Here is a 14674-nt window from a genome sequence, read left to right as displayed (position 1 = left end):
GGGGGAATAGTCTTTTAGTAAAACATATTATTTTAATGTTTTTAATATTTGTATCTGGAACTGTTACAGGTTTTGGACAAGAAGAACTATTGCCTGAAGAAACTGAAGATCTAAGTTGGTTGGAACAAGAGGTAGACTCTTTGCAACCTAAGTATGATTTTGGTAATTTTATTATTCCTGATCCCAATATTATAAGAGAATCGTATTCTTATAATCCAAGTAACGACCGCTACTATTTTACGCGAACTGTTGGGGAATTTAATGTTAATCTACCTCTTATATTGACTCGAAAAGAGTATGAAGACCTTGTGTTGAAAAGTGAAATTAGAAAGTATTTTCAGCAGAAGTTTAACGCTATGCACGGACGATTAGAGAATGAAGAAGAACAGCGTGATATGTTGCCGCGTTATTATGTGAATTCAAAACTGTTTGTCGGTATTTTCGGTTCCAATACTATAGATGTTAGACCTTCAGGTTCTGTTGAGTTTGATATGGGGGTGAGGTTTACTAAGCAAGACAACCCCGTGATGTCTGCTCGCAATCGAAAAAACATGATGTTTGATTTTGATCAACGTATTAGTATGGGATTGCAAGGTAAAGTAGGTACAAGATTAAGTGTTAATGCCAATTACGATACACAAGCTACTTTTGACTTTCAGAATTTAATGAAATTGTCATTTGAACCTGATGAAGATGATATTGTTCGAAAAGTAGAAGTAGGTAATGTTAGTATGCCAATCACAGGTTCTCTTATCAGGGGAGCTCAAAGTCTTTTTGGTGTTAAAACTGAATTGCAATTCGGTCGCACGACAATTACTGGAGTTTTTTCTGAGCAAAAGTCGCAGACAACTTCTGTCCGTGCTGATGGAGGAGGAACGTTAGAAGATTTTGAGTTGTTTGCAATTGATTATGATGAGGATAGACACTTCTTTTTATCTCAATACTTTAGAGATAATTACGACCAAGCTTTGAGTAAGTATCCTTATATCAACAGTAGAATACGCATTACTCGTGTAGAGGTTTGGGTAACGAATCGTTATAGTAGATTAGGACAAACTAATAACAATGCAAGAAATCTTGTCGCAATTCAGGATTTGGGAGAAGGTAAGAGTAAGTTTGGCGATAATCGATATGTGTCTTCTCAAGATGCTAATTTCTTTGTTAATTCAGCAGCAAATGCTTATCCAGATAATGCAAACAACTTATATGACCCTAAGAAAATTGGTCAATCCAATTATTATTTAGATAGTAGTATTCGCTTTGGATCATCAGGTAGTTCGGGTATTAATACACAAGTGCAAGAAGGACGTGATTTTGTCAAAGTGGAAAGTGCAAGGAAATTAAACAGCTCTGAGTATACATATCACCCACAACTTGGATATATTTCTTTGAATCAGCGTTTGTCAAATGATGAAGTATTAGCTGTTGCTTTTCAGTATACAGTTGGGGACAAAGTGTACCAGGTGGGTGAGTTTGGAACGGATTCAGGAAACCAAAGTAATTCAAATAACATTAATCAACCTAATACACCTAATACTGGTGAGGAAACAGACAATGTACCTCTTTCTCAGAATTTAGTCGTTAAGATGTTGAAGAGTAGTATTACTCTGACTAATGTTCCACTTTGGCGTTTGATGATGAAGAATATCTATCAAATACCTAATGCTTCATATATTACCCAAGATAGATTTAGATTTAATATTTTATATACAGACCCAAGTCCATTAAATTATATTAGTTCTGTCGATGGAAAACCTTTACCAGAAGGAGTTGAAAAAACACCTTTACTGAAGGTTTTTAATCTTGATAGATTGAATTATACGAATGACCCACAAGCAGGAGGAGATGGATTCTTTGACTTTCTTGCTAATGGAAGTATGCAAAATGTCTATGACCCCAATAATCCCAATGCTAATATGGGAAATAATAGTTACAATAACCAAGGAAACGGTGGTTATGGTAATAACAATGGTTTTGGTAATAATGGAGGCTTTGGTAATAACGGTGGCTTTGGTAATAACGGTGGTTTCGGCAATAATGGAGGTTATGGAAATAGCGGTGGCTATGGCAATAGTAATTACAATCAGTATGGTCGAAATACATTTGATGGTATAACAATCGATGCTGTAAATGGGCGTATTATTTTTACAACAGTAGAGCCTTTTGGAGAACATTTATTTAATCAACTAAAGAGTGGACCTCTTGATAATTCGGATTATGATGTCAAGACTTCTTATAATAAGAATCAAGAGAAGTATGTCTTTAGAGAATTATATACAGGGACAAAAGCCTCAGCTATCCGCAGTCAAAGTCAGAAGAATAAGTTTCAATTAAAAGGTAAGTATTCAAGTACAATGGGAGAGGGAATTCCTATTGGAGCATTTAACGTTGCACCAGGATCCGTTGTAGTGAAAGCAGGTGGACGAGTTTTAATTGAAGGTGCTGATTATACTGTTGATTACAATAGAGGACGAGTGATGATTTTAGATCAAGCTCTATTAGCCTCTAATACTCCTATTGATGTTTCTGTTGAAAATAACACTATGTTTGGTCAACAGACAAAGCGATTTTTCGGATTTAACGTTGAACACAAATTTAGTAAAGACTTCATCGTAGGAGGTACTTATTTGCGTCTGTCTGAACGACCTATGACTCATAAATCAAGTTATGGAGAAGAAGCTGTGAATAATACAATATGGGGTTTTAACGCTCAATATTCTACTGAAGTACCTTTCTTTACTCGTTTAGTCAATAAACTTCCCAATATAGATACAGACGCAGAATCTCGAATTTCATTTAGAGGTGAATTTGCTTATTTGCAACCAGGTTCTTCTAAATTGGATCAAATGAATGGTGAAGCTACTTCTTATGTTGATGATTTTGAGGGAACTCAATCTACAATTGACGTCAAAAGTCCTCATGCGTGGAAGTTAGCAAGTGTACCAAAAGGTTTTTATTTTAAAGATAGCGATGACAATAGGATACCAAGCTATTTAGAAGGCAATAATAGCAAGGGAAGAGTAGGACGTTTAGAAGATGGTTATAGAAGAGCAAAATTATCATGGTATACGATTGATCCAGCTTTTTATGTTGGATCAAGACCCAATGGTGTGACTGAGTATGATTTGTCTTCAAATGTTACACGTCGTGTATACAGTGAGGAGTTGTTTCCCAACAAAGATATTGCTTATGGAGAAAGTAGGGTTATCACTACACTAGATTTAACTTATTATCCAAAAGAGAGAGGGATATATAACTTCAATCCAGACTTTAAAGCTTCTCGTTTGTCAAATACACCAGAGAAGAATTGGGCGGGGATTATGAGAAGTTTAAGTACTTCGAATTTTGAGCAGGCTAATATTGAAGCATTGGAATTTTGGTTAATGGATCCTTATGTAGGAGGAGCAAATGGCGTAGCAAATCAAGGAAATATTGGTGAATTGAAGTTAAACTTTGGATTGATTTCAGAAGATATTCTTAGAGATGGATATAAGCAATATGAAAATGGATTGCCAACTTCAAGTCTGAGTGAAAATAGTATAATCAATACTGCATGGGGGAAAGTACCAGCAGCACCTTCTTTGATTTATGCATTTGATACGAATGCTGATAATAGAAGGATGCAAGACGTTGGTTTGGATGGATTAAGTGATGAGGAGGAAAAAATATGGTTCCCTGATTTTGCCCATTTAGCTGATCCAGCAGCAGATAATTTTGTTCACTATTTAGATGCAGAAGGTGGAATCTTGGAAAGGTATAGAGATTATAATGGAGTGGAAGGAAATAGTCCAGCAGGTGGAAGTCGTGCGGGAAATAATCAACCAGATGCAGAGGATGTTGATGGGGATAATACAATGAATACTATTGATGCTTACTTTCAATATGGAATTGAGATTAAGCCTAATATGACAGTTAAAGATAAATATGTTGTAGATGTTAGGGAAACTACTACGCAGTTGGCAGATGGGTCAGTAGCACCAGTGCGCTGGATTCAATTTAAGGTGCCAATTGATAACAATGGTGAGAATATAGATGGTATCAATAAGAAAAGTAAAGGACAAAAGAATAAGGATTCAGAGCAAAGTACACCTTTCGAAATAGATATGCGTTCAATACGCTTTATGCGTATGTTCGTTACTGGCTTCAGAGATCAGATAACTTTGCGTTTTGGAAGTTTAGATTTAATTCGTTCTGATTGGAGAAAATCGGATAGAGATTATTCTGACTTTAATAAAGAAGGAAGTGAATATGAAGAAGAAAAGGAAAGTACAAAGGCTGCTTTTGATGTAACTTCAGTAAATATTCAAGACAATTATTCACGTAAGCCAATTCCTTACGTTATTCCTCCTGGGGTTCGCCAAGAGCAGATGTATATGAACAATACATTGATTAATCAAAATGAGCAGTCTTTAGCAATGAAAATCTACTCGAAAGACTTGCAAAGTAATACTGCTGGTTTGGCACCTGGTGATGCAAGGGCTGTGTATAAAAACTTCAATGTTGACATGCGTCAGTACAAGCGATTAAAAATGTTTATACACGCAGAGGGAATTGAAAATGGAGGAACTGCTGTTTTGAAAGATGATGAGGCTGTTGCATTCGTGCGAATTGGTAATGATTTAGTTGACAACTATTACCAAATTGAAATCCCACTAAAGGTGACTAATTTTGGAGAAACACTACCTGATCAAATATGGCCAAAAGAGAATGAATTGGATTTAGCACTTGATTTATTGACAAAAATTAAAGTGCTAAAGATGACTGATTCACGTCAAAACAATCAGTTAAATTCTGCTTTCGTATATAAAACTGAAGCTGAATTAGGGGGTGAAAGAGATGATGTTTTGATTGGTATTAAAGGAAATCCCAATTTTGCTAAGGTACGTATGATGATGATAGGGGTAAGAAATAAAGGAGCACATAGTTCTATTCAAGGTGAATTTTGGTTTGATGAGCTTCGTTTATCAGATATGGACAATAAAGGTGGATGGGCGGCAACTGCAACTGTAGATGCTAATTTTGCAGATTTTGCAACCGTATCAGCTACTGGTATGAGATCAACTATTGGTTTTGGAGGTATCGAACAAGGTCCACAACAGAGAAGTAAGGAAGATTACAAGTCATATAGTATTGTGACAAATGTTAATCTCGGACATTTGTTTCCAAAAAAATGGGGGATTGTTTTGCCTTTTAACTATGCTATTAGTGAGGAATTTATAACTCCAGAGTACGATCCTAATAACTTAGACTTAAAGCTTAGTTTGGTTAAGTCAAATGCAAAATCTTCTGCCGAAGCTGAAGAAATTGAAAAAAGGGCAATGGATTATACGAAGAGAAAGAGTATAAACTTTATTGGGGTTAGTAAGATGCGAAATCCTGAGAAAAAATCCCGTATATACGATGTAGAAAACCTTACGTTCTCACACTCATATAATGAGGTTAAGCATCACGATTATGAAATTGAATCAAGTTTAGAACAACAAGTTAGAACTTCTGTAGATTATGCTTATTCATTTCAACCTAAATCGATAGAACCTTTTAAGAATGTTGGTTTCTTAAACAATACTTACTTGCAGATTATTAAAGATTTCAATTTTAACTTGATACCTTCTAATATCTCTTTTAGTACAAATGTACTTCGTCAGTATAATCGTCAGCAGTTTAGATTGTTGGATGTTGAAGGGATAGGACTTGATCCATTGTATAGAAGAAATTATTTCTTTAATTATAATTATGGATTTAATTTTGATTTAACTCGCTCTTTAAGGTTGACTTATATAGGAGGAAGTAATAATGTGGTTCGCAATTACTATGATAGTACTACAGGAATAGTTGACAATAGCAACACAATTTGGGATGATTACTTTAATGTTGGCGAGCCAAATCAATTTACACAACAGATCAATTTAACTTACGAATTGCCTTTAAATAAGATTCCATTCTTGTCGTTTATTAGATCAAGTTATACTTATACTGGTAGTTATAACTGGCAACGTGCTTCAGAAGCTTTTTCAGAAGTGGAGCTTGAAGGAGTAACATATAGTCTTGGTAATACAATACAGAATGCGCGTACGCAGGCTTTGAATACTACTCTTAGCATGGAAACGCTTTATAGTTATTTGGGTATAGGAGGTAAATCAGGTAAGAGTAAGAATGCAACTAAAGCTAAGAAAGCAGCTATCGTACCTGGCCAAAAAGTGGTACAACAAGTCAATAAGGAAGAAAAGGGTGCTGGGGTATTTGGTAAAACAGTTAGTGTGTTTACTGATATTTTGACATCAGTTAAGAATATACAAGTTAACTATGCAGAGAACAGTGGAACAACTTTACCTGGATTTATGCCAGGAGTTGGATTCTTTGGTTCTTCTAAACCAACTTTAGGATTTGTTTTTGGAAGTCAAGCAGATGTTCGTTATGAGGCTGCAAAGAATGGTTATTTGAGTGAATTTCCAAATATGAATCAACCTTTTAGTCAGGTAAGTAATAAGACATTAAATATAACAGCTTCACTTCGACCTATTTCAGATTTAGTTATTGATATAACTGCCAATAGAATGAAATCTGATAATTACACAGAGCAATTTGCAGTCGAAGATGGAAATTATATGCAGCAAGCACCTTATAGTTATGGGAATTTTACAATTTCCACGATGATGATTGGTACGGCATTTTCAAATGCTGATAGTTTTGAGCAAATGAGAAACAATCGAATTATAGTTGCTAATAAGTTAGCTGTTGCGAATGGTATTGATATTAGTAATATAGCGAATTTGGATGAAAAAGGTTTTCCAAAGGGATATAGCTCAAACAGCCAAGCTGTGTTAATTCCATCATTTTATGCAGCCTATACAGGTAAGAGTGCAAGTAGTTCATCAACGAGTATTTTTAAGGATATTCCATTGCCGAACTGGACACTGCGCTATACTGGGTTTATGAAGTTAGGTTTTATAAAGAATCACTTCAGGAAGTTCTCTGTTCATCACGGGTATCGAGCAGCATATACATTGGGGTCATATACATCTAATTTTGACTATTACAAATATCAAAATAATCCAAGTGAATTTGAAGGAGCGAATATACCTTCTAAGTACGTTGTAAGTAATGCAACTTTGTATGAACAATTCAATCCACTGGTGAGATTTGATATGGAGACAAAATCATATATACGCATTCTTGCAGAAGTGCGAAAAGACCGAATGCTTTCACTGAGTTTAGATAATAATTCGTTGACTGAAACCAATGGAAATGACTTTGTATTAGGTCTTGGTTATCGCATAAAAGATGTCGGCTTTAATTCGATGTATGCCAACAATGGTATGGGAGGAAGAATTTCAAGTGACATCAATATTAAGGCAGATCTAACGTTGAGTAAGCGTGAAACCTTGGTTCGTTATTTAGATTTTGACAGTGAACAAGTGGGAGGAGGACAGGATATGTGGTCATTGAGAATTACTGCGGATTATATGTTGAGTAAAAACTTAACTGCTATTTTCTTTTATGATCATTCTTTCTCTAAAGCGATCATGTCTACTATGTATCCAATTACTAATATTAGAGCAGGTTTTACAATGCGATACAATTTTGGAAATTAAGCGCTTATGATAAGTTCTTATTCGCTTTAGGGTAGCTAAAAATTATATTTGAGAGATAGCGTATTCTTTGCAGTGAAATTGGTGTGAAAACACAATGGAGTAAATAGAGAAAGTGCAATGAATAAGAATGAAGGTTTTATTGTGATTTGCTGTATTAACAAAAAAGGTTATATTCGTGCATATATAGTAACAACAAGGAAAGAAGATTGAAAATTTCTTGTGTGAGGATGGCTTTATAGTAATAATATTATACATTTGCTAAAAACTAAATTAAAATGAACATACCAGCTAATTTAAAGTACACAAAAGATCACGAGTGGGTAGCTATCGAAGGAAACGTTGCTACAATTGGAATTACTGATTTCGCACAAAAGGAATTAGGAGATATCGTTTACGTTGAAGTAGAAACAGTTGACCAAACCTTAGATAGAGAAGAAGTGTTTGGAACTGTAGAAGCAGTAAAAACGGTTTCAGATTTGTTTTTGCCATTGACAGGTGAGATTATTGAATTTAATGAAGGTTTAGAAACAGAACCTGAGTTAGTAAATACTGATCCTTATGGAGCAGGATGGATGATAAAAGTTCAATTCACGAATGAGTCTGAATTAGCTGATTTACTTTCAGCAGAAGCATACAAAGAATTAATTGGGGCGTAAATTTTTTTTCTGGTTAGGAGTTATTTGGACAGTATTAGTTTTAATAGCTTGCCTAAGTGAAGGAAGTTCAATTCCCAAAGTATCAGTATTAGATATACCCTTTAAGGACAAAATTGCACATTTTGTATTTTATTTGGTATTTTCAGTATTATGGTATAATTATTTTGCAAAAAGTTGGTTAAAGATCTCGCGAATTTCTTTAACATTTGTTATCTTTACATTAGTTATTGTGATAGGAGGAACAGTAGAATTATTACAATTGTATTGTACTAAAAGTCGCAGTGCTGAATGGGCTGATTTTTTTGCAAATTGTTTAGGAAGTATTACTGGTTTGATACTTTGCAACACAACAATTAAGAAATAGTAAAATATTGAAAGCCCCTTTATAGGGGCTTTTTTAATTTTAAATAATTATATTATGAGAGATTTAAGAGAATTCATGGATTCTACTTATTTGAAAACAGCTGCTCAAGCTGGAGTAAGTGAAGCCGAAAATAACAAAATCGTAGTGGATTTGATCCAAGAGGCTATTGATGAAAAGTTCAAGTTAGCTATGATACGTCCAGAGCAAGTGAAAGTTGGTCGTAAAATGGTTGATGATGCTAAATCAAAAGTTTTGATTGGAACAGTAATTGACTTTCCTGAAGGAAACAGAGGTTTGGAAGCTAAATTGAAAGAGGCTAAACAAGCTGTTGCTGATGGAGTTGATGAGTTGGATTATGTTGTTGATTATACTGCTTTCCAAAAAGGAAATGTAGAGCAAGTAAAGAAAGAAGTTGAAGAGTGTACTGCTTATGGGCTAAAAGCAGCTAGAACTGTAAAATGGATTCTTGAAACTGCAGCATTAAAAGATTCAGAAATTGTGCAACTTACTACATTGATTAAAAATGTTGTAATGAGCAAATTTGACGAGAAAGATTACGGAAGAGTATTTGTAAAATCTTCTACAGGGTTCTATAAAACTGAAGGAGGTAAACCAAATGGAGCTACTATGCCAGCACTTGTGTTAATGGTTGAAAATGCCGGACCACTTGCAGTAAAAGCTTCAGGAGGAATCCGCGATAGAGAATCTGCAATTGAAATGATAAATTTAGGAATTACGCGTCTGGGAACTTCAGCAGCAAAAACAATTGTTGATGGAAGTGGAAAAGTAGATAGCTACTAATTTCTTAAAGAATGGTTATATTCAAAGCTGAAATGGTTGTTTTTAGGGTTTGTTATAAAAATTGATTTATATTTGCAACTCATTAAAAACAAATGAAAACAGCTTTGAATATAACTTCTGAAAAGAGTACATCAATTTCAGTACTTAAGGAATTTAAAGAAATGACAAAAATGGGACTTGCTTTAAGTGTAGTGTTTTCTACATTAGCAGGTTATTTGATAGCAGTTCCGAATTTAAAAAGTATTGATCTTTGGGTGCTTTTAGCTTTAGCCATTGGTGGCTATTGTATGGTAGGTGCATCTAATGTTTACAATCAAATTATTGAGCGTGAATTAGATGCCAAAATGAAACGCACTATGAATCGTCCAATTGCTTCAGGACGAGTAAAACCAACAGCAGCATTTATCTTAGCAAGTGTCTTAACACTTTTGGGAATTGGTATTTTATATGCAATTAACCCTAAAACTGCTATGTTTGGTGCAATCTCAATTTTTTTATATACAAGTGTATATACCCCTTTAAAAACTATTACTCCTTTATCTGTATTTGTAGGAGCTTTTCCAGGTGCAATACCTTTTATGCTTGGATGGGTTGCTGCAACCAATAACTTTGGCATTGAAGCTGGAACATTATTTATGATTCAGTTTTTTTGGCAATTTCCTCATTTTTGGGCTATCGGTTGGTTTTTGTATGATGATTATCAAAAGGGTGGATTCTCTATGCTACCTACAGGTAAAAGGGACTCTAAGACAGCAATGCAGACAATCTTGTATACTGTATGGTTGATAATTGCATCTATTTTCCCTGTAACAGGAATGACAGGTAGATTGTATTTGTCTCCAATATCAGCGGGGCTTGTTTTAATAGCGGGATTATGGATGTTAAGTGCAGCCATTAGATTGTATAGACAAAAAACGGATAAGGCTGCAAGATCATTGATGTTAGTAAGTGTGACTTACATATCATTGATTCAAATTATTTATGTACTAGATAAAATTTTAAGATAACAATGGAAATGACTTCTCAAGAACACTACGAAAGAAAAGGTAAAGCATTAAAGGTTATGATGCTGTTTGGGTTAGGAAGTATTGCAATGGTTTTTGCAGGACTAACAAGTGCTTATGTGGTAAGTGAAACAAGACCAGACTGGTTAACAGATTTTGTTTTGCCAGATTCATTTCTATATAGTACAATAGTTATATTGATTAGTAGTATAACATTTCACTTAGCATATAGAGCTGTAAAATCAGAACAAAGAAGTAAAGCAACAAGTTATTTGCTTATTACTTTGATATTAGGTTTGTTATTCGTTTTTTTGCAGTTCAAAGGGTTTGGGCAGGTTATAGATAATGGTTATTTCTTTACAGGAAGTGAGAGTACAATTACAACGTCGTTTTTATATGTGATCGTAATTGTGCACATTGTCCATTTGATAGGAGGTATTTTATCCTTATTGGTGGTAATTTATAATCATTTTAAACAAAAGTATAATGCACAGCAACACATAGGAATAGAGTTGTGTGCGTGGTTCTGGCACTTTTTAGATGTGCTATGGATTTATTTGTTTTTGTTTTTTACATTCTATAAATAAAAAAATTAAATTAAATTTGAGAACTTTATAACTAACAACTTTTTATGGGAGCGACAGTTACTACAGCAGCTACTAAAGAAAACACATGGGGCGGAGGAAATGAGCCTCTAAAAGTAAGCTACGGTAAAATGATGATGTGGTATTTCATATTATCAGATTCATTAACATTTTGTGGATTCCTTGTAGGATATGGATTTACTCGCTACAAGTTCATGGATACTTGGCCAATTGCTGACGAGGTATTTAATCACTTTCCTTTTTTACATGGAGTTCATGCGCCAATGTACTATGTTGCATTGATGACATTTATTTTAATTTTCTCTTCAGTTACTATGGTGTTAGCAGTAGATGCAGGACATCAAATGAAGAAAGGGAAAGTTGCAACGTATATGTTTTTAACTATTCTAGGAGGATTGGTTTTCTTAGGATCTCAAGCTTGGGAGTGGAAAAACTTCATTACAGGGACTTATGGAGCTGTTGAAACAAGAGGAGGTTCTATTCTTCACTTTGTAAAAGGAGAAGGAGAGGAAGCTAAACAAATCGCTCTATCTGATTTTGCTATTGTTGATGCAAATAGAGATGAAGCTACTTTGACTAGAGGTAAAGGAACGTGGTTTTTAAAAGGACCAAGTGCGCCAACTTACTCAATCGAGGAGATTAAAGCAGGTTTATTAGCGAATCCTGACATTAAGATCAGAACTCAAAAAACACTTGAGAATGCTGAGACAGGTCGTAGATACAAAGAGGTTCTTACAAGAGAGCAGTCTGTTGAAAGAATTAACGATGCTACTATTGTGGTGGAAGGTGCAAACCTAATTCGCAATGAGTATGGTCATAAGACATTCGGAGATTTCTTTTTCTTTATTACTGGTTTCCACGGATTCCACGTTTTTACAGGGATTTTAATTAACGTTGTTATCTTCTTTAATGTTTTATTAGGAACATATCAAAGAAGAGGTTCTTACGAGATGGTAGAAAAAGGTGGTCTATACTGGCACTTTGTTGACTTAGTATGGGTATTCGTATTTACATTCTTCTACTTAGTTTAATTTTTTTAAAAACATTTCATTATGGCAGCAGAAGGAGCACATCAATCAAATACAAAAAAGATCTGGAAAGTATTTTTTATCTTATCACTAATTACAATTGTAGAGGTAGTTTTAGGTATTTTTAAACCAGATTCATTACACCACGTACACATCTTTGGATTAAGCTTGTTAAATTATATCTTTATTATTTTAACAATTTGGAAAGCTTACTATATTATGTGGTCATTTATGCACTTAGAACAAGAGAAATCATCATTTAGATGGTCAGTAGCAGGAGTTCTAGGATTTTTATGTGTATATTTAATTACTTTGGTATTAATTGAAGGAAACTATGTATATGACGTTTTTCATAACTCACAATACAAGTGGATTTTTTAATAACATATTATATTTTGAAAAGGCGGTTTATTAACCGCCTTTTTCTATTTTTGTACGTTACATAGTGTAATTAACCTATAGAGATGAAAAAATACATAATACTTGTTTTACTGTTTGTTATGCCAATTTGTGCATATTTATTTTTTGCTACAGGTGTAAATCAATTTGAGCGCTTACCTGTAATAAGTGAAGGCGTAAATGAATTTCCAAAAGGTGAAAGCTTTTTAGGGGGCCAACCTACATTGGAAGGGAAAATTACTGTGTTAGGGTTTCCTGGTGCGCACCTTTTTAAGGATAGAGGCGATGCTTTTAATTTGAATCAAAAGATATACAATAAATATCGTGAGTTTGACGATTTTCAATTGGTGATGGTATTGCCTATTGGAAGTGAGGAACAAGCACAACAAGTCGTTGACGAATTGAGTCCCATTTCAGATATGTCTAACTGGAACTATTTGTTTGTAGAACCAGAGGACTTGAAAACTTTTTTTAATTCTTTAGGAACAGTGGGGAAACTGGATGATGATTTAGCAAGTACAAATGTTTACCTAATTGATAAAGATAGGAATTTACGTGGTCGTAAAGGAAAGAGTAAGGGAGGGAAGTTTGAGTATAAAGAAGGATATTCTACAATTAGTGCTGCAGAACTGCACAATGATATGATGGATGATGTAAAAGTTCTTTTAGCTGAATATCGCTTAGCATTAAAACAATATAAACGTATAAATAAAGCCGACTAACATGAGAGATAAATCTTATATCTGGATTTCTTTTATTGTCTTAATTTTTGGTATCTGGGTAGTGCCAAAAGTAATTAAGAAGTTTGAGAAAGCAGACTTAATGTATATGGGTACTGCGCCCCATTTTGAATTGACTAACCAAGATGGTAAGACTATCACGAGTGACAATTATAAAGGGAAAGTTTATGTCGTGGAGTTTTTCTTTGCTAATTGTCCGACTATTTGTCCTATTATGAATATGAATATGGTCAAATTGCAGAATGCTTTTTATGGGAATATGAATTTTGGTATTGCCTCAATAAGCATTGATCCTGTAAATGATACTCCAGAAGCTCTAAAACGTCATGCAACGGAGTTAGGTGTAAAGAACCCTTACTGGTACATGATGACTGGAGATGGTAAGTATATTTACGATTTAGCTAAGAAGTTCAATTTATATACTGGAGTTAATCCAGAGGCAGCTGGTGGTTTTGAACATTCTGGTTTGTTTGCATTAATTGATAAAGAGGGCAATATCCGTTGTCGTAAAGATGAGCATGGTAATCCTATTTTATATTATGATGGAACAGACGATGAAGCTGTAGAATGGTTAAAAGAAGATATTAAGTTATTATTAGATGAGTAATGGAAGGAAGTAAAAATAGTATAGAGCAAAAGTACAATAAGTGGATATGGATTTTATCAATTGCAATTCCTGTTGTTGTCGCTATTTTATTTGGTGTTAACTTACAAAAGTTAGGTTATGATGTAAAGCCTTTGAGCTTTTTGCCACCTATATATGCTACGATAAATGGTATAACAGCAGTTTTATTAGTAATAGCAGTATATGCTATTAAGAAAAAGAAGAATGTCAAATTACACGAGCGCTTAATTAAGTTGTGTATTTGTTGTAGTGTTGCTTTTTTAGCAATGTATGTAGCTTATCACATGACTTCGATTGAAACTAGTTATGGAGGAGAAGGTTTTATACGCTATGTATACTTCTTTATTTTGATCACGCATATTTTATTATCTATTATTATTATCCCATTTGTATTGGTAACTTTTGTTCGTGGAATTGCTGGTGCTTATGAAAGACATAAAAAATTGGCGCGTATAACATATCCTATGTGGTTATATGTAGCAGTAACAGGTGTAATTGTTTACTTAATGATTTCTCCGTATTATGTTAATTAGTAAAGCAAAAGTGGTTTATATGAAAAGATTAGTTTTATTTTTTTTGTTTTTTATACTAAGTATTCATGACTCGGTAGCTCAATGTGCAATGTGTCGTGCTGTATTAGAAACAGAAGATGGAGGAGTAAAAGCTGAGGCTGTTAATGATGGTATTGTGTATCTTATGATATTCCCATACTTATTAGTTCCATTAGCTCTTTATTTAAGTTATCGCGTATATAAAAGTAAAAAATCTACAAAATAAGTTTAGAAAGCCGCTGTTATTAGCGGTTTTTTTTATTTCTTTATGTTAACAATATAACAAAGCATTAATTTTATTATATATCG

12 protein-coding genes are annotated in these 14674 nt (G+C 34.0%); all 12 read left to right on the top strand.

What is annotated here, in order from left to right; all coding sequences use genetic code 11:
• Positions 1-35 precede the first annotated feature (35 nt).
• Positions 36-7592, top strand: a complete 7557-nt coding sequence (gene sprA, locus GOQ24_RS14195) for a cell surface protein SprA (protein WP_155090894.1) — start codon at positions 36-38, stop codon at positions 7590-7592.
• Between the two features lie 275 nt (positions 7593-7867).
• Positions 7868-8248, top strand: coding sequence for a glycine cleavage system protein GcvH (gene gcvH, locus GOQ24_RS14190; RefSeq protein WP_155090893.1), 381 nt, complete (start codon positions 7868-7870; stop codon positions 8246-8248).
• Positions 8238-8612: a VanZ family protein gene (locus GOQ24_RS16835; protein ID WP_155090892.1), complete on the top strand. Its 375-nt coding sequence runs from the start codon at positions 8238-8240 to the stop codon at positions 8610-8612. Before gcvH ends, GOQ24_RS16835 begins: the two co-directional genes overlap by 11 nt.
• A 54-nt stretch (positions 8613-8666) precedes the next feature.
• Positions 8667-9413 carry a deoxyribose-phosphate aldolase gene (deoC, locus tag GOQ24_RS14180; protein ID WP_155090891.1) on the top strand — a complete coding sequence of 249 codons (747 nt, stop codon included), beginning with the start codon at positions 8667-8669 and terminating at the stop codon, positions 9411-9413.
• 104 nt (positions 9414-9517) lie between these two features.
• Complete coding sequence (gene cyoE, locus GOQ24_RS14175) at positions 9518-10420, top strand: heme o synthase (protein ID WP_373425580.1); 903 nt, start codon at positions 9518-9520, stop codon at positions 10418-10420.
• Between the two features lie 2 nt (positions 10421-10422).
• The gene (locus GOQ24_RS14170; protein WP_155090889.1) at positions 10423-11004 is read left to right on the top strand and encodes a heme-copper oxidase subunit III; all 582 of its coding nucleotides are present in this window, start codon (positions 10423-10425) and stop codon (positions 11002-11004) included.
• A gap of 44 nt (positions 11005-11048) precedes the next feature.
• A complete protein-coding gene (locus GOQ24_RS14165; protein WP_155090888.1) occupies positions 11049-12053 on the top strand; it encodes a cytochrome c oxidase subunit 3 in 1005 nt (334 codons plus the stop codon).
• A gap of 21 nt (positions 12054-12074) precedes the next feature.
• Positions 12075-12431, top strand: a complete 357-nt coding sequence (locus GOQ24_RS14160; protein ID WP_155090887.1) for a cytochrome C oxidase subunit IV family protein — start codon at positions 12075-12077, stop codon at positions 12429-12431.
• 83 nt (positions 12432-12514) lie between these two features.
• A complete protein-coding gene (locus GOQ24_RS14155) occupies positions 12515-13171 on the top strand; it encodes a hypothetical protein (protein WP_230381475.1) in 657 nt (218 codons plus the stop codon).
• A 1-nt stretch (position 13172) separates the two neighbouring features.
• Positions 13173-13796 carry an SCO family protein gene (locus GOQ24_RS14150; protein WP_155090886.1) on the top strand — a complete coding sequence of 208 codons (624 nt, stop codon included), beginning with the start codon at positions 13173-13175 and terminating at the stop codon, positions 13794-13796.
• Complete coding sequence (locus tag GOQ24_RS14145; RefSeq protein ID WP_155090885.1) at positions 13796-14347, top strand: DUF420 domain-containing protein; 552 nt, start codon at positions 13796-13798, stop codon at positions 14345-14347. Before GOQ24_RS14150 ends, GOQ24_RS14145 begins: the two co-directional genes overlap by 1 nt.
• Before the next feature lie 19 nt (positions 14348-14366).
• Positions 14367-14591, top strand: a complete 225-nt coding sequence (locus GOQ24_RS14140; protein WP_155090884.1) for a hypothetical protein — start codon at positions 14367-14369, stop codon at positions 14589-14591.
• The last annotated feature ends 83 nt before the right edge of the window (positions 14592-14674 follow it).

It is taken from the genome of Myroides sp. LoEW2-1, assembly GCF_009767705.1.
In the GTDB taxonomy this organism is placed as follows: Bacteria; Bacteroidota; Bacteroidia; order Flavobacteriales; family Flavobacteriaceae; genus Flavobacterium; species Flavobacterium album_A.
Note: the sequence above shows the minus strand (reverse complement) of the source record. Positions and strands in the feature narration are given on the sequence as shown.